General features: G+C 43.3%; 14 protein-coding genes. 8 read left to right on the top strand and 6 right to left on the bottom strand.

Features of this window, described 5'->3' with window-relative positions; all coding sequences use genetic code 11:
* Positions 1 to 38: 38 nt before the first annotated feature.
* On the bottom strand, positions 39 to 611 hold the full coding sequence (gene efp, locus WDM69_RS08045) for an elongation factor P (protein ID WP_078307802.1): 573 nt from the start codon (positions 609 to 611) through the stop codon (positions 39 to 41).
* Positions 612 to 937: 326 nt separating this feature from the next.
* On the opposite strand from efp, the gene epmB reads away from it, so the two are divergent.
* The 8 genes from epmB (at position 938) to WDM69_RS08005 (ending at position 11923) form a co-directional block, all read left to right on the top strand.
* Positions 938 to 2011, top strand: coding sequence for an EF-P beta-lysylation protein EpmB (gene epmB, locus WDM69_RS08040; RefSeq protein WP_078307803.1), 1074 nt, complete (start codon positions 938 to 940; stop codon positions 2009 to 2011).
* A 131-nt stretch (positions 2012 to 2142) separates the two neighbouring features.
* Entirely contained in the window at positions 2143 to 3882 is a 1740-nt protein-coding gene (locus WDM69_RS08035) for a hypothetical protein (RefSeq protein WP_338755278.1), read from the top strand.
* A gap of 114 nt (positions 3883 to 3996) precedes the next feature.
* Entirely contained in the window at positions 3997 to 6087 is a 2091-nt protein-coding gene (locus tag WDM69_RS08030) for an EAL domain-containing response regulator (protein WP_338755277.1), read from the top strand.
* A gap of 48 nt (positions 6088 to 6135) precedes the next feature.
* The gene (locus WDM69_RS08025; protein WP_078307806.1) at positions 6136 to 6606 is read left to right on the top strand and encodes a c-type cytochrome; all 471 of its coding nucleotides are present in this window, start codon (positions 6136 to 6138) and stop codon (positions 6604 to 6606) included.
* Between the two features lie 325 nt (positions 6607 to 6931).
* Positions 6932 to 7900, top strand: coding sequence for an AAA family ATPase (locus tag WDM69_RS08020; protein WP_078307941.1), 969 nt, complete (start codon positions 6932 to 6934; stop codon positions 7898 to 7900).
* Positions 7901 to 7912: 12 nt separating this feature from the next.
* Complete coding sequence (locus tag WDM69_RS08015) at positions 7913 to 8956, top strand: hypothetical protein (protein ID WP_078307807.1); 1044 nt, start codon at positions 7913 to 7915, stop codon at positions 8954 to 8956.
* Between the two features lie 128 nt (positions 8957 to 9084).
* Positions 9085 to 11262 (top strand): transglutaminaseTgpA domain-containing protein, encoded by a 2178-nt coding sequence (locus tag WDM69_RS08010; protein WP_205760120.1) that lies wholly within the window; start codon positions 9085 to 9087, stop codon positions 11260 to 11262.
* A 34-nt stretch (positions 11263 to 11296) separates the two neighbouring features.
* Positions 11297 to 11923 (top strand): DNA-3-methyladenine glycosylase family protein, encoded by a 627-nt coding sequence (locus WDM69_RS08005; protein ID WP_078307808.1) that lies wholly within the window; start codon positions 11297 to 11299, stop codon positions 11921 to 11923.
* A 43-nt stretch (positions 11924 to 11966) separates the two neighbouring features.
* Here WDM69_RS08005 and maiA read toward each other — a convergent pair whose 3' ends face one another.
* The 5 genes from maiA to hppD form a co-directional block, all read right to left on the bottom strand.
* Positions 11967 to 12650 (bottom strand): maleylacetoacetate isomerase, encoded by a 684-nt coding sequence (maiA, locus tag WDM69_RS08000; RefSeq protein ID WP_078307810.1) that lies wholly within the window; start codon positions 12648 to 12650, stop codon positions 11967 to 11969.
* 72 nt (positions 12651 to 12722) lie between these two features.
* Complete coding sequence (gene nhaC, locus WDM69_RS07995) at positions 12723 to 14084, bottom strand: Na+/H+ antiporter NhaC (protein ID WP_240494929.1); 1362 nt, start codon at positions 14082 to 14084, stop codon at positions 12723 to 12725.
* A gap of 137 nt (positions 14085 to 14221) precedes the next feature.
* Entirely contained in the window at positions 14222 to 15223 is a 1002-nt protein-coding gene (locus WDM69_RS07990; protein WP_078307813.1) for a fumarylacetoacetate hydrolase family protein, read from the bottom strand.
* Between the two features lie 111 nt (positions 15224 to 15334).
* Positions 15335 to 15910 (bottom strand): VOC family protein, encoded by a 576-nt coding sequence (locus WDM69_RS07985; RefSeq protein WP_338044662.1) that lies wholly within the window; start codon positions 15908 to 15910, stop codon positions 15335 to 15337.
* A 61-nt stretch (positions 15911 to 15971) separates the two neighbouring features.
* Positions 15972 to 17066 carry a 4-hydroxyphenylpyruvate dioxygenase gene (gene hppD / locus WDM69_RS07980; RefSeq protein WP_078307945.1) on the bottom strand — a complete coding sequence of 365 codons (1095 nt, stop codon included), beginning with the start codon at positions 17064 to 17066 and terminating at the stop codon, positions 15972 to 15974.
* Positions 17067 to 17309 lie beyond the last annotated feature (243 nt).

Raw genomic sequence — 17309 nt, 5'->3', positions numbered from 1 at the left:
TGTTCATCGTTCATCGGTGATGTGATTGGCAACATTAATCAGCTAACACGAGTTTGATATTCGCCTGTGCGAGTGTCCACACGAATGGTTTCGCCTTGTTGGACAAATAACGGCACTTTAACCACTGCCCCAGTTTCTAAAATTGCAGGTTTACTGCCACCGCTTGATGTATCACCTTTTAGCCCAGGGTCAGTTTCGGTGATTTGCAGTTCCACAAAGTTAGGAGCAGAAACGGACAAAGGCACCCCATTAAATAAGGTGATGATGCAAGTTTCGTTGCTGTTTTCTTTGAGCCACTGCTTGGCATCGCCCATGGCATTGGCATCGGCTTGCAGTTGCTCAAAGCTTTCTGGGTGCATGAAATGCCAAAACTCACCATCTGAGTACAGATAGTTCATTTCATTATCAACCACATCTGCCCCTTCTAGGCTATCGCCTGATTTGAAGGTTTGTTCAAGCACTTTGCCTGTTCTTAGGTTACGCAGTTTCACACGGTTAAAGGCTTGACCTTTACCTGGTTTAACGTATTCGTTGTCAATGATGGAGCAGGGGTTGCCATCTAGCATCACTTTAAGACCTGCTTTAAATTCGTTGGTAGAATAACTTGCCATAATGTGTTTTCCAGTTTGTTGCCATTAAAAAGTTGACGTTTATTAAGCTTAGGGGTGATTTTTAGTTGCCCATCATTAGCTGACATCAGCTGACATCGCTTACTGACATCGCTTAAATGAAGCAGACGCCCTAATATCTTGCTCAATATCAGTGAAAAAAATCTCTGCCAATGCGTCAAATGGAATATACTTTGCGTTTTATGTGCTGTTCGTTTTATGTGCTGTTCTTAAAGTTAAAACATGAATGTTAAAACCCCATGTAAACGAAGCATTGAAACTCAAACGCCAGCTAAACGCATGACACACTCGCAGATTAACCATAGAATATGATAAACCATTTGCCCCCACAAAAAAACTGGCAACAGCAAATATCTGATGCCATCACCGACCCCATGCAGTTGCTTGAGCGGTTACAGATAACCGACCCTAAGCTGTTATCTGTGTATCAAGCACACGCCCAAACGTCCAAAAAATTCGGTCTAAAAGTGCCACATGCTTTTGTGGCAAAGATGAAAGTGGGCGACAGTCAAGACCCTTTGTTACGCCAAGTTTTGCCCATGTATGGACAAGATGTCCACACACAAGGCGGTGATGATTATATGCTTGACCCATTGCAAGAGGTGCATGCCAGTCCTGTAACAGGCATGTTACACAAATACCAGTCACGCATATTATTGACCGTAACAGGAGCCTGTGCGATTCATTGTCGCTATTGTTTTCGCCAGCATTATGATTATCAGGCCAACCGCCCATCATCACAGACGCAAGTGGTGCAAGATTACATTTTGGCTCACCCCGACATCAACGAGGTGATTTTTAGTGGTGGTGACCCTTTGAGTTTGAATAACCGTCGCTTATTTGTTTGGTTAGACGCCATGGCAACCATGCCACAAATCAACACCATTCGCTTGCACACTCGCTTACCGATTGTTATCCCTGAGCGTTTAGATGATGAATTGTTGACAAAATTTGACAGTTTAACCCAAGTGATGATGGACAACGCCATCAATCTTATCATGGTGGTGCATACCAACCATGCCAACGAAATTGATGACGCCACGGCAAGACAGTTGTGGCGATTGCGACACGCAGGCGTGACCGTCATGAACCAAGCGGTGCTGTTAAAAGGCGTCAACGACAACGTAACGGCACAAGTGGCATTAAGTCAGCGTTTATTTGATGCTGGGGTATTGCCTTATTACTTGCATCTTCTTGATAAAGTCAAAGGGTCTGCCTATTTTTATGTCAGTGAAGAACAAGCAGTGGCATTGTATTGGCAGATGTTGGCGCGATTGTCTGGCTATTTATTGCCAAGATTGGTAAAAGAGTTGCCCAATTGTCCATTCAAAACCCCCATTGATATTTACAAATCAGCCAAAAATTGTCAATATATGGGTTAGTCTTTGGCTGATTGCTTTATTTAATTGATTGAATAAAAATGAGCAAACTGAAAGGATTTGGCTGAAAGGTTTAGATTAAAGAACAGAATGTAGAAAATGGAATGTAAAAAACAGGCTTTAGAGAATAATTTATGATAAGTTTTGACACCTTTGTAAAATATTTGGACACCCAATTACCCTTAAGACCGCTGAACTTTAGCCATATTGGTGACGATGGCAAACAAATTAGCCAGTGGGGGGCTAATTTGATGATTGCCAATAAATCAGAACAATGCCAACAGCTTGAAAAAGTATTGACTGAGATGATTGTGGCAGACATCTCAGACCCCAAGCGTTTGGAGCTTATGAAGCAATTAAAAGAGGTGACATTTAGGGTCGTCAATCAACTCAGAAGTGATTATATTCATGAGCCTAGCCAGCTGAGCAAATTACAACATGGCATGGTCAATCAGGTAACCTCTATTTACTATTTAACCGCCTTGGTGTTCGATGGCATGATGACAAGGCAAATGAGCCAACTGCAACCAGCTGGCAAACAGACCAACAAACGGTCTTGGTGGACGATATTGCCCATTGGACGCTCGGACAATCAGGCATGTTTACAGCAAATCATTTATCAGCTGATGTATGTGTATTTGAATTTGATGATGGAGGCTGCCATTATTTTTACCAAACCACAACAAATTCTATGGCAACAGATGAACCGACTGTACATGGTGGCTAAATCGCAAGGCGTGCTGGACATGGTGTATCATGACAAACAACACAACAGCCATGCTGACAGTATCCATGACATTTATAAACAGGCGTGCTTGTATAGTTTGTTGCGTCCAGTGTCGTTTAGAAGACAAGATGTTTTGGGTATTCATAAAGTGTTGGCAAGATGGGCAAAGTTAGTCGACATTAGTGATGACCCCGTCAGTGAAAATAAAATCTATATTGATTTAAATTCTAACCAACCGCCTGAATATCTGACCCCATACTCTCGCATTAACCCTTTTACAGAAGACAGCACAAGCCTATTTGTGAATTTAGACAAATTACATGACTATTTAACCAAAGCACAAAGCAAAGAAGGCAAGGACCATATCAGTTTTGAGATGCGTCTGGCACGTCTGGCACAATATACCCTAGAGCAACAACAATATCTACAACGTGGCGAAAAACGCATTCCCACTCGACGACATGCCACCATTGTTACAGGCTTGCACCGCATTCATTATTATCTGTCAAATAAAATGCCATTGGAACGTTTGATTTTAGCAGATGAATTGCCCAAAGGATATTACCCAAAAATCAGCAGAGTGGCAGACAAGCAAGACTATAAACACACTTTAGATGCCACCATCATGGACATGAGTAAGACAGGGTATCGCTTTAGCTTTGGCGAATTAGATGATATTGACGTTACTGACGAAAATGAACAAATGACACAAGAGTATGAAAGAAAATCCGCCATCAAGCAAGCTGTTGCCAATAGCACCACCCTTAAAGTATTGAGCATTTTTGCCTTAATGCCTGATAAAACTGATGCTGAAAGCAATTGGGAGCTTGGGGTGATTCGTTGGATAGAGAATAAAGAACGCAGTATCGAGGCAGGGGCTCGTTTGATGGGGTACGCCATCACCGCTTGTGGTGTTCGCCTTGAAAGCAAAGATGAGCGGTCGCAAGATTTTGTGGTGGCGTTGCTGGTGGCAGGCAATGAAAGTCTGGGTACGCAAACATCGCTGATTTTGCCACAATACCATTTTAAAGAAAATGACCGTGTGGTGCTAAGAATCGGTGATAAACAAACCAATCTTCGCCTTGCCAAAAACATCAATAACAGTGATGACATGCAACAATATGAGATTGTGCGATTAGCAGGATAATGATTAATCATGTATTTTGTATGATAAATTGGTTGTTTTATTTGTCATATCATTTATTATGCCTCGCCTATTTCTTGATTAATAAAAAAACAATGATACATAAATGATACATATATGAGCAAACAAATGAAAGAGTTAAACTTACTGGTTATTGATGATGATCAGCTTTATGCTGAACGCTTGGTTGAGCTATTGTCATTGTATTATGACGATGTCAATCTGGGATTTTTAGATGACAAGGAAGAATTTATCAAAACCTTACGTCGTCACTGGGATGTGTTGGTATTTGGTCAAGCTTATGACATGAATCTCTTAGATGTGATAGGCATTGTGCAGGAGCAGGGTGTCGATTTGCCCATCATTGCCTTGGTGAATAATGAGCCGTCAACCGCTGTGCAGACAGAAGTGAGCTTGCCAGACACCATTAACGCCAATCTGATTAAAGCGTTGCCCAGTGAGCAAGAAACACAAGTGGTGCTTTCCATCATTTTGCAGGCAAGTGCGTTACAAACTCGCCGTAAGGTAGTTGACCTTAAATATATTTTAAGTGAGGCTGAACAGCGTGCCAACATTCTTATCAAAAACTCCAAAAGTGCGGTCGCTTATATTGACCAAGGCATTCATATCTTTGCCAATGAACCCTATCTTAAAATGTTTGGCTATGAAAGCATGGACGAGCTGATGGGCGTGCCTGTGATTGATTTGATTGCAGGTGGGGATAAGGTGAAAGAGTTTAAGCAGTTTTTACGCCGTTTTGATAAAGGCAATCGTGAGCAGGTAGAGTTTAAGTTTCAAAGTAAACGCACAGATGGCAGCACTTTTGAAGCCAAACTCCAAGTTGCGGCTGCCACTTATGACGGTGAGCCTGTTATACAAATCATCATTCAGCAGGATAACAAAGCGGCTAACAGTGCTGAGCTTGCTAAAAAGCTGGCAATGGCGGAGCGAACTGACCGACTGACAGGGCTAGAAAACCGTGTTGGCTTTATGCAACGAGCCAATGAGATGCTTGAGCAAGTGAAGCAAACCCAAGACCACGATGCGGCATTGATTTATTTACGGATAGATAACATCGGACAGATTAACACCAGTTTGGGATTGTCTGGGGTAGACACCACCGTGAGGCATGTGGCTCACCTGCTTAATGAATTTTTTACCGAGTCGTATGTGAGCCGATTTGCTGACAGTGTGTTTACCGTGTTGGTGGCAGACACCAATGAGAAAAAACTTGAAAAGCAGATTGAGTCATTGTTACCAAAAGTGGCACAGATGCTCATTGAAGTGGGTAATCGCACCACCAACACCACCTTAACAGCAGGGGCGGTGATGATTGAACCACAAAGCCCTGATGTGGAGACACTCATTCAACGAGCATTGGAATCTCAGAATAAAGCCTTTATAGACAGTGAGCAAGTGGGCAACACTTATCACATTTATGACCCCAGTCAATACGTCAACAGCGACGATAAGGCATTGGCAGAATATTTGGCAGGTGCATTTAGCAACCACCATTATTCGTTGCTTTATCAGCCCATCTATGACATACAGACAGACAGCAGTCATTTCTTTGAAGTGTATCTGCGTTTGAAGTTATCAGATGGTCAGATGATGATGCCTAACGAGTTTATTGATGTGGCACGAGAACACAATCTGCTTGAAAAAATTGACCGTTGGGTATTGATTAACGCATGCAAGCAATTGAGTAAGGTCAGGTCAAACCACCCTGATGCACGCATTTTGGTTAATTTAACCGCCGCTTCTTTGGTGGACGCACAGTTGCCCAAGGTGATTGAACAGCTTATCCGTGCCGTTGGAGGTAAGCAAGGATCTTTGGTGATACAGTTTAATGAGCAAGATGTGGTCAGTCATCTGGCGGTTGCCAAAAAACAGTATGATAATCTAAAAGCATTGGGTTGTGATACCTGTATTCATGGTTTTGGTATGACCACCAAAACGATTGAAACATTGGCTTATATCCACCCAACCATGGTGCGTGTGGCACACAGTTATGTTAAGGACATCGATAAACCCGATGGGCTAGACACCATTAAAACCTTGATAACATCAGCCAGTGAGCATAAGACAGATACGTTGATGCCGTATATTGAGACCGCTGCCACCATGTCGGTGTCTTGGAGCGTGGGCGCTCGCTATCTGCAAGGGCATTATTTGCAAGAACCTGCTGTCGATATGAATGTTGCTTAGTTGGGTTTGCTGAATGAATGTTGTTGAATGAATGTTGTTTGATGGAGCATGGGTTTGTTTAAAACACCTGTATCACCTGTATCGATTGTGGTTATGTTTGCCTGTCTGTCTGTGGGCTTAATGGCGTGTCAGCCGACACCGCCAGACAGTCGCCCTGAGGTTAACTTGCCTGTTTATACAGGAGGTGATGCAATGGCAGGGCAGAGTGCTTATCAAGAGTATTGTGAACAGTGTCATAAACTGCAAGCGGGACGAAATAAAAAAGGCCCTCAGCTGATGAATGTGTATGGCAATCCGTCTGCCCTGCTGGCTGATTATAAATACTCTGCCGCCATGCAAGAGGCTGGTTGGCAGTGGGACGCTGCCACACTTGATGTTTATATCGCTGACCCAGACAAAGCCCTGCCATCAGGAAAGATGCTGTCTGACCCCATATCTGATGCCAAAATCCGCCAAGACATCATCGCTTATCTGTCAACTTTGCGACAATCTGCATCCGCTCAATCCACATCAGATTAATCCACATCAAGTTGAGTCAATGGTTTTGGTTCTTAACAATTTTTAACCATTGTAATGATGTGTAACCATGACACACACATAACCATCATATGATTGTCATCAATGTGTGGTATGCTTATCAGGTTCATGGCATCAACCTCATGGCATCAACAGTGTATAAAGCACACTCAGTATAAAGCACGCCTAGATAAAACACACCCACTTTTAGACAGCATATGAAACCAGACAGCGTATGAAACAACACATGATGCAACGTATGAGCTCAGCTTCCCACCCGACAGATGACCCCTCACACGCTTTTCAAAATACGGCATCTCAAAACACGATGTCACAAAACAGCACCAGCACCCAAACAAGCATTCAGCAAGACATTCAACGTCTGATACATCAATTAAATCAGCTGATATTAGACAAGCCCAATACGGTGAAGTTGTCTGTGGTGTGCTTGCTTGCCAATGGTCATTTGTTGTTACAAGATTTACCAGGTATGGGCAAGACCACTTTGGCACATGGGCTGGCACAGCTGTTTGGTCTGTCGTTTAATCGAGTGCAATTCACCAATGACATGTTGCCTGCTGATATTTTAGGCATGAGTTTGTATAATCAAGATGAACATGCTTTTGAGTTCCGTAAGGGGGCTATTTTTAGTCAGTTATTGCTTGCCGATGAGATTAACCGCTCCAGCCCTAAAACCCAAAGTGCTTTACTTGAAGCCATGGAAGAGCGACAAGTAACCCATGATGGCACAACTTATGCCTTGCCTGAGCCATTTTTTGTCATTGCCACCCAAAACCCCACTCAGCAGTCAGGTGTGTATCCTTTGCCTGAATCGCAACTTGACCGCTTTTTGATGTGTCTGTCTCTAGGGTATCCGTCTGCCACTGCTGAAAAAGAGCTGTTACAAGGCACAGATCGTCGCCAGCTATTGACCCAATTGGAGTCGGTGCTTGATACCAATCGCATTCAACAAGCCCAAGCCATGATAAAGCAGCTGTACATGGCAGATGTGGTGGTGGATTATTTGTTGCGTTTGGTACAAAAATCTCGAGAAAGTCAAGAACACATTGGTTTATCACCAAGGGGCATGTTGGCATTAAAAGCCGCCGCTCAAGCACATGCCTTTGTGTCAGGGTATCAAGAGGTTACCCCAAGCGATGTGCAAGCGGTGTTTTCTGCTGTGGTGAATCATCGTTTGGGTCAGCCTTTTATGCCTTTTCATCATTTGGGTGGGTTGACCAAGAAACAACCCGCCACCATTGCTGAGCGAATTTTGCAGTCTGTGTCTGTTTTATAAAATCAATTTATCATGTCCATTTCTATCAAGCGTCATATTAACGAGCAACTGCGTGGCTTTTTTGCCAAACGTTCACCAAGGCAAGATGAGCTTGGTTTAAATGTGCGCAATGTGTACATTTTTTTTAGCAAGCAAGGGCTGTTGTTTGCTTTGTTGCTGGTCATCACGTTCATTGCAGGCATCAATTATGCGAATAATTTGGTGCTGGGCGTTTGTTTTTATTTGGCAAGTGTGTGGTTGATTAGTGTGCATATGACCTTTGCTCATGTGTCAGGGCTTAAGCTTAAGCTGTTATCGGTGAGTATGGCGGCAGCAGGTGAGCCTGTGTGGGTGAGCATCGAGGTGATTTCTGATTCTCGAAGTCCCAGCCGTCAGCTGAGGTTTGTTTTTGATGATGACATCTATAAGACATGGCAAGGTACGCAACAAACTGCCAATAAGGGTGATGATGTGCCAGACAATCACCGACAAGTCATTTTGCCCATGCTAAAAGGCAGTGCCGTGATACAGTTGCCTGTGTTGTCTGATAAGCGTGGTGAATTGGTGTTGCCCAGATTGGTGATAGACAGCGTGTATCCTTTGGGCATCATGCGGGCGTGGTCGTATGCGTATTTTGCAAGTACCGCTTGGGTATACCCCAAGCCTTTGCCGTTTGATTGGCAAAAATTGAATACATTCACTCAAGGGGAAGAAAATGCCTTTAGCCCCAACCAGCAAAAAGGACAAGATGACTTTGAGATGCTTGATAACCATCAGTTGGGTGAGTCGCTCACTCGGGTATCTTGGGCACATGTGGCACGAGGGCATGGTATGCTGACCAAGCACTTTTCTGACCCTGTGGGTCAAGAGCTGTTGCTTGATTATGCTGACATGCCTGCTGTCAATCATGAACAAAAGCTGTCGCAACTGAGCCATGCACTTTTGCAGATGGCAGAGCAAACCGAACCCTTTGTGATGAATTTACCGAATGATAAAGGGCAAAAGGGCATGGGCAGTGAGTTTATCCGTGCCAATCTAAAACGGTTAGCCCAAGCTCCGAAACTGACAGACACTTAAAACTGACAAACCCACAAAACTAACAAACCCACAAGGTTAACAAGCCCTAAAACTAACAAATTAAGCACAGCTTTCAATGAGTAAAATGCACCAACAATTCCCATGGGTTTGTAATTCTTAAGTGTAATATGATTAAAAATAACCTTAATAACCTTAATAGCTTTAATGAATTGGCACAAGGCAAATGGCAGGGCATGCCATCGATATGGGTAGCCCCAAAAACGCAAGGCATTTCACGTGTGCGTTATCTGCTGTCAATGCCTGCTTATTATTGGGTCATCACCTCTCAATTGTTGGTGATGCTGGTTTTTATCGGTCATCTGCCAATTTGGCTGATTGGGCTTGGGGCATTGTCTGCATTATCACAACTGCCAAGTGTCAAGCATCAAGTGGCAAATAAAATGCCACTTAAACGCCGTTATCTTTGGGTGCAGTTGGTGCTGTTTTTTGGGGGCTTAGCAGGATTATGGGTCAGTTACGGTGGTAATTATGGTGTCGATACTGGGGTGGCGTTTTTATTGTTATGCTTGATGGGTAAGCTATGGGAGGTGTACCGTAAGCGTGATGGTTATGTGGTGTTAAATTTATCGCTGTTTGCCACCGCTTCGCTGTTTTTGTTAGACCAAGGCATGTTCACCACCTTGTTGGCAATTGGGTGTGTGTTGATGGTGATGATGGCTTTTATAGCGATGAATGACGATGGCAATCAAGATGGTGATGGTCGCATTCGTACCCTTGGGCTATTGTCATTAACAGCATTGCCGTTGTTGTTGGTGTTGTTCTTATTCTTTCCACGCTTTCCGCCATTTTGGTCAATCACACTGTCCAAACCACAAGCAACCACAGGCGTGTCAGACAGCATGGCACCGGGGGATTTTGCTAACTTAGCAAAATCCACGGAGTTGGCATTTCGGGTAGAATTTGATGGGCAACGCCCCCATCGCTCACAGATGTATTGGCGAGGGCTTGTGTTTAGTGACTTCGATGGGATAACGTGGCAACCGAGTGAGCAAAAAGACAATCGCTTTTGGGTCAGTCAACAAGCTGAACCCAATTGGGTACAAAACAGCTTAACAGGACAATCACAAGGGCAGTACCAAGTCATCTTAGAACCAACACATCAGCAGTGGTTATTTGCCCTTGATTACCCAAAACCTGAGCCAAAACAAGGGCTGGGCATGACTTCAGAATACAATCTCCGCTCTTTTGACGAAGTGGCTCAGCAATACCGCTATCAAGCAGAGTACTATCCTAACGCCCGTATTGAGCCACAACTGTCTGAGCAAAACAGACAAATTAACTTGGCACTGCCCGCCACTGGCAATGAAAAAAGCCGAGCTTTTGCCAAGAAGTTATTTGCTCAAGCTGGTCATGACCCTGTGAATTACATGAATAGCGTGCAAAAACACATCACCCAAAACAACTTTCGCTACACATTATCGCCACCTTTATTGAATAAAAATCGCATTGATGAATTTTTATTTGACACACAGGCAGGGTTTTGTGAGCATTATTCATCGACCTTTACCTTTTTGATGCGAGCCGCTGGCATACCTGCCCGTGTGGTGGCAGGCTATCAAGGTGGTGAGCTTGGGCGAGATGGACTAAGCTGGGAAGTTCGACAAATGGACGCTCACGCATGGACGGAAGTGTGGCTGGCAGGGCAAGGCTGGGTACGCATTGACCCCACCGCCTTTGTTGCCCCCAATCGTGTTGAGCAAGGCATGGATTCGCTGACTGATGAGTATGGGGCATCGATGTTTGGAGATGGGGCAGGGGCAAATTTGTCGTATCAGCAGTACCGTATGTTGCAACAGATGCGTCGATTGTCTGACCAGTTAAGCTACTATTGGCAACGAGATGTGGTTGGCTATGACCAAGACAGTCAAAAAAATTCGTTGTTTAAATGGTTTAATATCACAAGCTTGACTCAACAGCTGTTTGTATTGATGGGTGCGTTTGTCTTGCTGATGACATTGGTGGTGGCTTGGTTGTTTTATAAACGGCGAAAATTTTACCATGCTGTGGATAAGCCATTTGCCAATTTATCAAAACAATTGGGCAAACAAAACCCAAGCTTGGCATGGCATGAGCAAGAAGATGTGTTGATGTGGCTTGAGCGGATTGGTGAGCATTTGGATAGGCAAGTGGCGAGTGATGTTAAAGCCCAATATCGTCAACTGCGATATTCACAAGCGTTTAATGACACTGACGGCAATCACCCAGAGACGCACAAACGACTGAAACAATTAGAACAAATGGTTAGAAAATTGGCAAAAATGAGTAAATTGCCATCAGTGAATTGACATAAACGAATATCAAAACGAACATCAAAAAAACATGACTCACATTGCGGTTATCCATACTGATGAGCAGCGACAAGCTCACATTGACAAACTGATTGTCATTGAGCCTAGGTTTGTTTCTATTTATGAACAAGTTGGCTTACCTGATTTACATCAGCAACCACAAGGGTTTGCCCAAATGGTGCGTGCCATCATTGCACAACAGATATCAGCGTCGGCAGCTCGCCGCATCTATCAACGCATTGAACAGGCAGGACTGATGACGCCCAATGCCATTCAAGTGGCTGATGATGACCATCTGCAAAAACAAGGTCTATCAAAACAAAAAATCCGCTATTTACGGTCATTGGCTGAGCATGACATTGATTATGACACATTGGCTTATTTGTCTGATGAAGCAGTGATTAAACAGCTGACAGCTGTGACGGGAGTTGGACGCTGGACGGCTCAGATGTATCTGCTTTTTAGCCTTAGGCGAGTGGACATCTTGCCAGTAGATGACCTGGCGATAAAAGTGGCGGCACAAGCGTTATTGGGGTTGGATAAGCGTCCCACTCCCAATCAATTAACCCAACTGACCAACCCTTGGTCTCCACATCGCAGTGTTGCCAGTTTATTGCTATGGACGTATTATGGGGTGCTGAAAAATCAGGCTGGCTGATGCCTTATCTAAGCACTTGTTTACAAGGTCATTTTTTGGATAATCAGACTTTTGGACAATCGGGTTGATTATCAGGATACGCATCAATAAAGGCAGGCAAGCTCATGCAATGCTGATAAATGGATTGTATGTGTGGATATGCACACAAATCACACTCAAATCGCAACGCATTATACACTTGTGGGATAAGACAACAATCTGCCAATGTTGGCGTATCGCCAAAGCAAAATTTGATGTCTGTGCCATTTTGTTGGGGCTGGTGCTGATGGGTGTTGTGGTGGTTGGCTAATTGTTGCTCAAATGCGTCAAAACCATGAACAATCCAGTGGGCATACCATGTTTGTTTTTGCTCATCATTGACAGACAATTCATGACTTAAGTATTGTAGTACCCGCAAATTGTTAAGTGGGTGCATGTCACACGCCACAATTTGAGCCAACGAATGCACAAAGGCTTTATCTTTGGCATCAGTTGGCAGTAAAGGCACATCAAAAAATCGGTCTTCCAAATACAGAATAATCGCCAGTGACTGACTGATGACAAACCCATCATCATCAAGCGTTGGGACAAGCTGTTGTGGATTGATGGCGGTATATGCGTCACTTTTTTGCTCACCACCTTGATTGAGCAGATGAATGGGCACAATGTCATATTGAATGTTTTTTAACGCCAACGCAATCCGCACCCGAAATGCCGCTGAACTGCGATAATAAGAATATAATTTCATACAAATTCCTAGGTTGATTGGATTGGCTGGCACACCAACCCAACCATGACGTGGGTGAGATTGGGCATGCCTCTAATGTGAGATGACTGATTTGGCAGGTAACTTTGTGATGGTAAATCCTGTAAATCCAAACATAATGGTTAAAAATAAGCACAAATAACAAAAGAACGCATATGGCAAATAATCCAGCACAGGCACGCCCAATTGTTGGCTGATAAACACCCCACACACACTCCAAGGCACCAATGGATTAATCACCGTGCCTGCATCTTCAATGGTGCGAGCTAAGTTTTTTGGGTGTAAATTTAACCGCTCATATTCACCTTTAAAACTCTCTCCTGCCAACAAAATGCTTAAATATTGTTCACCAATTAACACATTCACCCCCAAAGCGGTCATGGCAGCAGCAAAGGTTACTTTTCCTGCATTCACCAATTTGTGTTTAATGCTGTTTAATAACGCAGGTAAAATGCCCAAATTATGCAACAGCCCTCCCAAACTTAATGCCAAAATCACAATCGTTTGGGTAAAAAACATGCTATTTAAACCACCACGAGAAATAAGCCCACTGACAGCACCCAAGTCTAACTCTTCAGCAGGTTTATATCCTTGAAAAAAATAACCGCCAATTTGCGCCAAGCTTGGGGAACTGTGTAAAAAAGTGATGATGACAGACACAATGATTGTCATGATGATGGCATAAATGGCATTAACCTTAAATAAAATAAGCCCAACCAATAGCACAAAAGGCAACAACGCATAGCCATGCACCAAATCACTGGCAAGCAGTTGTTGCTTTAATATGGCCACTTCACTTAAATTTGCCCCAGTTGTCTGTCCTTGAAAGACCCAAAACAGGGCAACTGTCAAAATCCAAGCAGGTATGGTGGTATACATCATATTGCGGATATGCTCAAATAGGTCTATTCCTGCAACAGAAGCCGCTATGGTGCAAGTATCCGATAATGGCGACATCTTATCGCCAAAAAATGCCCCTGACACCACTGCCCCTGCCACAACCGCCACATTGGCATCAAATGCCCCAGCCATGCCAATAAATGCCACACCAATGGTGGCACAAGTGGTCAAACTGCTGCCAATCGCCACACCAATAATTGAGGTTAAAATAAAGGCAGAAATATAAAAATGCTCAGGTGATAACAACTCAAAGCCATAATACATCAAGGTGGGGATTGCTCCTGACATCATCAGAGCAGACACCATCAAACCAATAAAGAAAAATAAATAAATTGCCCCAAAACCTGACATCACTCCTTTTGCCATATAGCCTTGCATGGCATCAAACGAGATGCCTTTGAGTTTGCCAAACAAAAAAAGCCCACAAATCACCAAAAGTAATGCCAAGTGTGGTATCCAGCCCAAAGCAATCATCACCACACCCATCATGACCACCATGGCACAAGCCATTATCATGGCTATGGGCGTGTTTAAAACAGAGTTTGTCTGTGTTGACTGAGTCTGTGTTGATTTAAAATTATCACGCATCAAACATATCCTTATGTTAGTCAAATTATACGTAGTCAGATGATACGTAGTCAGATTGTGCGAGTTTAATATTGGGTATTCACAGTATTGATGATATCACCAAAAATATTGTTGCCATCTTTATCACGCATATAAATTTTTACCGTATCACCGTGGTTCATAAAGCTGGTTTGTGGTTTGCCTGTTTCGATGGTTTCATACATACGCACTTCTGCCAAACAACAATAACCCACACCACCATTTGCCACTGACGAGCCATGCAAACTATTTTGCTTGTTAGACACCGTGCCAGAGCCAATGATTGTTCCTGCTTCTAACTCACGGGTTTTTGCCAAATGGCTCACCAATCGAGCAAAACTAAAAGTCATGTCCACCCCTGCATTGGGAAAACCAAACTTGTCGCCGTTTAGCTCAACGTGTAATGGCAAATGCACTTTATCATCTTGCCACGCATCACCCAACTCATCAGGGGTAACCACAATCGGACTAAAAGCAGAAGCAGGTTTACTTTGGACAAAACCAAACCCCTTGGCAAGTTCGCTTGGGATTAAGTTGCGTAGTGACACATCATTGACCAACCCAATTAAGCGAATGTGCTGACTGGCGGTCATCTCATCTGCCCCAAATGGCACGTCATCGGTTATCACCACCACTTCAGCTTCAAAATCAATGCCCCATTCAGGCTGAGCCAAAATATCGCTTGTGGGCGTGATAAAACTGTCAGAGCCACCTTGATACATTAAAGGGTCATCATAAAAAGACGCTGGCACTTCGGCATGACGAGCCTTACGCACCAACTCAACATGATTAAGATATGCCGAGCCATCTGCCCATTGATAAGCTCTGGGCAATGGAGAATGGCAAGCGGTTTGGTCAAAGACATCACCTAAACTGTCGTCGTCATTGAGTTGTTGATATGATTTTTCTAGGGCAGGGGCATGAGTCTCCCAGTCTTCTAACACCGCTTGTAATGTTTTGGGGTTTGCTGGCACATAACGGTCTAGATTGCGACTGACGACAACCAATCGACCATCACGCCCATCTTGATTTAATGTGGCAAGTTTCATGCTTTCTCCTTGGTCATACTGATAAATTGCTAACGTGATGCTGATAAAATGACATTGGTCAAACTTATTGGCACGATGCTGCTTGATGTCAAGATGCTGATTGATGTCAAATCAAACATCAACATCAGGTGGTTCAGTGCCATCATGTATCCATCGAGCGTGTTGGGGGGCTTTTTTGGTGATTGCCCATTCATTGAGCATCTCCCATTTGACAGCATCTAGGGCTTTTTGCATTTTTGTCGTTGCCACATCACAAGCCAACTCAATGCGGTGTCCATTGGGGTCAAAAAAGTAAATGGAATGAAATAAGGTATGATTAACAGGGCCAAGCACCTCGATGCCTTCACCGATAAGTTTGTCTTTGGCACTGAATAAAGCCTCCATGCTCTCAACTTTTAAGGCCAAGTGCTGAGTCCAAACTGGGGTGTTTTCATCTCGCCCCATCTTAGGTTTGGTTGGTAATTCAAAAAATGCCAAAATATTACCACCCCCAGCGTCCATAAAAATGTGCATATAAGGGTCTGGTTCTTTGGTTGATGGCACTTGGTCTTCAGCAATGGCAAGCACAAACTCCATACCAAGGTGCTTTTGATACCATTCTACGGTTTGTTTGGCATCATTGCATCGATAAGCAACATGATGCACGCCTTGTGGGATTGGCTTGGTAGAAACGAGAGTATTCATCATGATAAGTCCTTTTAATAATTCTTTTAACAAACAGATATTAGTCAATATCAATTCACCAACATCATAAATCTTGTGGGTCTGTTGTCAATACCCCACGGCGGATTTGGTCTCGTTCAATGGATTCAAATAACGCCTTAAAATTGCCCTCACCAAAACCCTCACGATAGTCCCCTTTGCGTTGAATAAACTCAAAAAATACAGGTCCCATCACCGTCTCTGAAAAAATCTGTAACAACAATCTTGGGTGTCCGTCTTCTGTTGTGCCATCTAATAAAATACCCCGAGATTGTAGCTCTGCCACAGGCTCACCATGATTTGGCAAACGCTCATCGAGCATTTCATAATAAGTGTCTTTAGGGGCAGTCATCAATGGCACTCCTGCTTCACGCAACTTATCAATGGTGGCTAATAAATTATCACTGAGTAACGCAATGTGTTGAATGCCTTCACCATTAAATTGCAACAAAAACTCTTCAATCTGTCCGCCACCTTGTTTAGATTCTTCATTCAATGGAATGCGAATTTTGCCATCAGGAGCGGTTAACGCACGGCTAGTAAGACCTGTGTATTCACCTTTAATGTCAAAATAACGAATTTCTTGAAAATTAAAGACCTTTTGATAAAAATTGTACCAATAATCCATGCGACCACGGTAAAGGTTATGGGTGAGATGGTCAATCACCTTTAATCCATGACCAATAGGGTGCTTGTCCACATTGGGCAAATATTCAAAATCAATGTCATAAATACTGCTGCCATCTTCAAAACGGTCAATCAAATAAATCAAGCTACCACCAATGCCTTTAATGGCAGGAAGTTTGAGTTCCATGGCATTGGTGTTAAGCTCAATGGGCAAAGCCCCCATCTCGATGGCACGGTTGTGGGCGTGTTGAGCATTTTTGACACGAAATGCCATGCCACATGCACCTGCTCCATGTTCATCAGCAAAGTGAGATGCCACGCTGTTGGGTTCTTGATTTAGGATAAAATTAATATCACCTTGGCGATATAATTGCACATTTTTTGAACGGTGATTGGCAATGTGGGTAAATCCGATTTTTTCAAATAATTGTTTGAGTTGCTCTGGATTGGGTGAAGAAAACTCAAGAAATTCAAAACCTTGCAGTCCCATTGGGTTATCAAATAAATCTGTCATGTCCAGTTCCTTTTGACAATGATGGTGGTAAACAATGATGGTGATAAACAACGTGTCAACGTGTCGTGCCATAGATGCTCAGTATCTAAGCTGGCAGGTAGCTGGCAGGTGATAAAAAGTGAGCAGATGATAAAAACCAATCTTGATGACTGCTTTTTTATGACTGCTTCCTTATGGTTGCTCTGACATCATAAAACAGTTACATTTATTAGGCTATCAGTTTTTTTTAATATATTTATCGGA

This window comes from Lwoffella lincolnii, from assembly GCF_037201985.1.
Lineage (GTDB): Bacteria > Pseudomonadota > Gammaproteobacteria > Pseudomonadales > Moraxellaceae > Psychrobacter > Psychrobacter lincolnii.
The sequence above is the reverse complement of the archived record's forward strand: the minus strand, read 5'-3'. Positions and strand labels throughout refer to the sequence as shown.

Excerpts from the sequence above, each read along its gene's own strand:
- efp (WP_078307802.1), bottom strand. The coding sequence starts at position 611 with ATGGCAAGTTATTCTACCAACGAATTTAAAGCAGGTCTTAAAGTGATG.
- epmB (WP_078307803.1), top strand. The coding sequence starts at position 938 with ATGATAAACCATTTGCCCCCACAAAAAAACTGGCAACAGCAAATATCT.
- WDM69_RS08035 (WP_338755278.1), top strand. The coding sequence starts at position 2,143 with ATGATAAGTTTTGACACCTTTGTAAAATATTTGGACACCCAATTACCC.
- WDM69_RS08030 (WP_338755277.1), top strand. The coding sequence starts at position 3,997 with ATGAGCAAACAAATGAAAGAGTTAAACTTACTGGTTATTGATGATGAT.
- WDM69_RS08025 (WP_078307806.1), top strand. The coding sequence starts at position 6,136 with ATGGGTTTGTTTAAAACACCTGTATCACCTGTATCGATTGTGGTTATG.
- WDM69_RS08020 (WP_078307941.1), top strand. The coding sequence starts at position 6,932 with ATGTCACAAAACAGCACCAGCACCCAAACAAGCATTCAGCAAGACATT.
- WDM69_RS08015 (WP_078307807.1), top strand. The coding sequence starts at position 7,913 with ATGTCCATTTCTATCAAGCGTCATATTAACGAGCAACTGCGTGGCTTT.
- WDM69_RS08010 (WP_205760120.1), top strand. The coding sequence starts at position 9,085 with ATGATTAAAAATAACCTTAATAACCTTAATAGCTTTAATGAATTGGCA.
- WDM69_RS08005 (WP_078307808.1), top strand. The coding sequence starts at position 11,297 with ATGACTCACATTGCGGTTATCCATACTGATGAGCAGCGACAAGCTCAC.
- maiA (WP_078307810.1), bottom strand. The coding sequence starts at position 12,650 with ATGAAATTATATTCTTATTATCGCAGTTCAGCGGCATTTCGGGTGCGG.
- nhaC (WP_240494929.1), bottom strand. The coding sequence starts at position 14,084 with ATGATAATGGCTTGTGCCATGGTGGTCATGATGGGTGTGGTGATGATT.
- WDM69_RS07990 (WP_078307813.1), bottom strand. The coding sequence starts at position 15,223 with ATGAAACTTGCCACATTAAATCAAGATGGGCGTGATGGTCGATTGGTT.
- WDM69_RS07985 (WP_338044662.1), bottom strand. The coding sequence starts at position 15,910 with ATGATGAATACTCTCGTTTCTACCAAGCCAATCCCACAAGGCGTGCAT.
- hppD (WP_078307945.1), bottom strand. The coding sequence starts at position 17,066 with ATGACAGATTTATTTGATAACCCAATGGGACTGCAAGGTTTTGAATTT.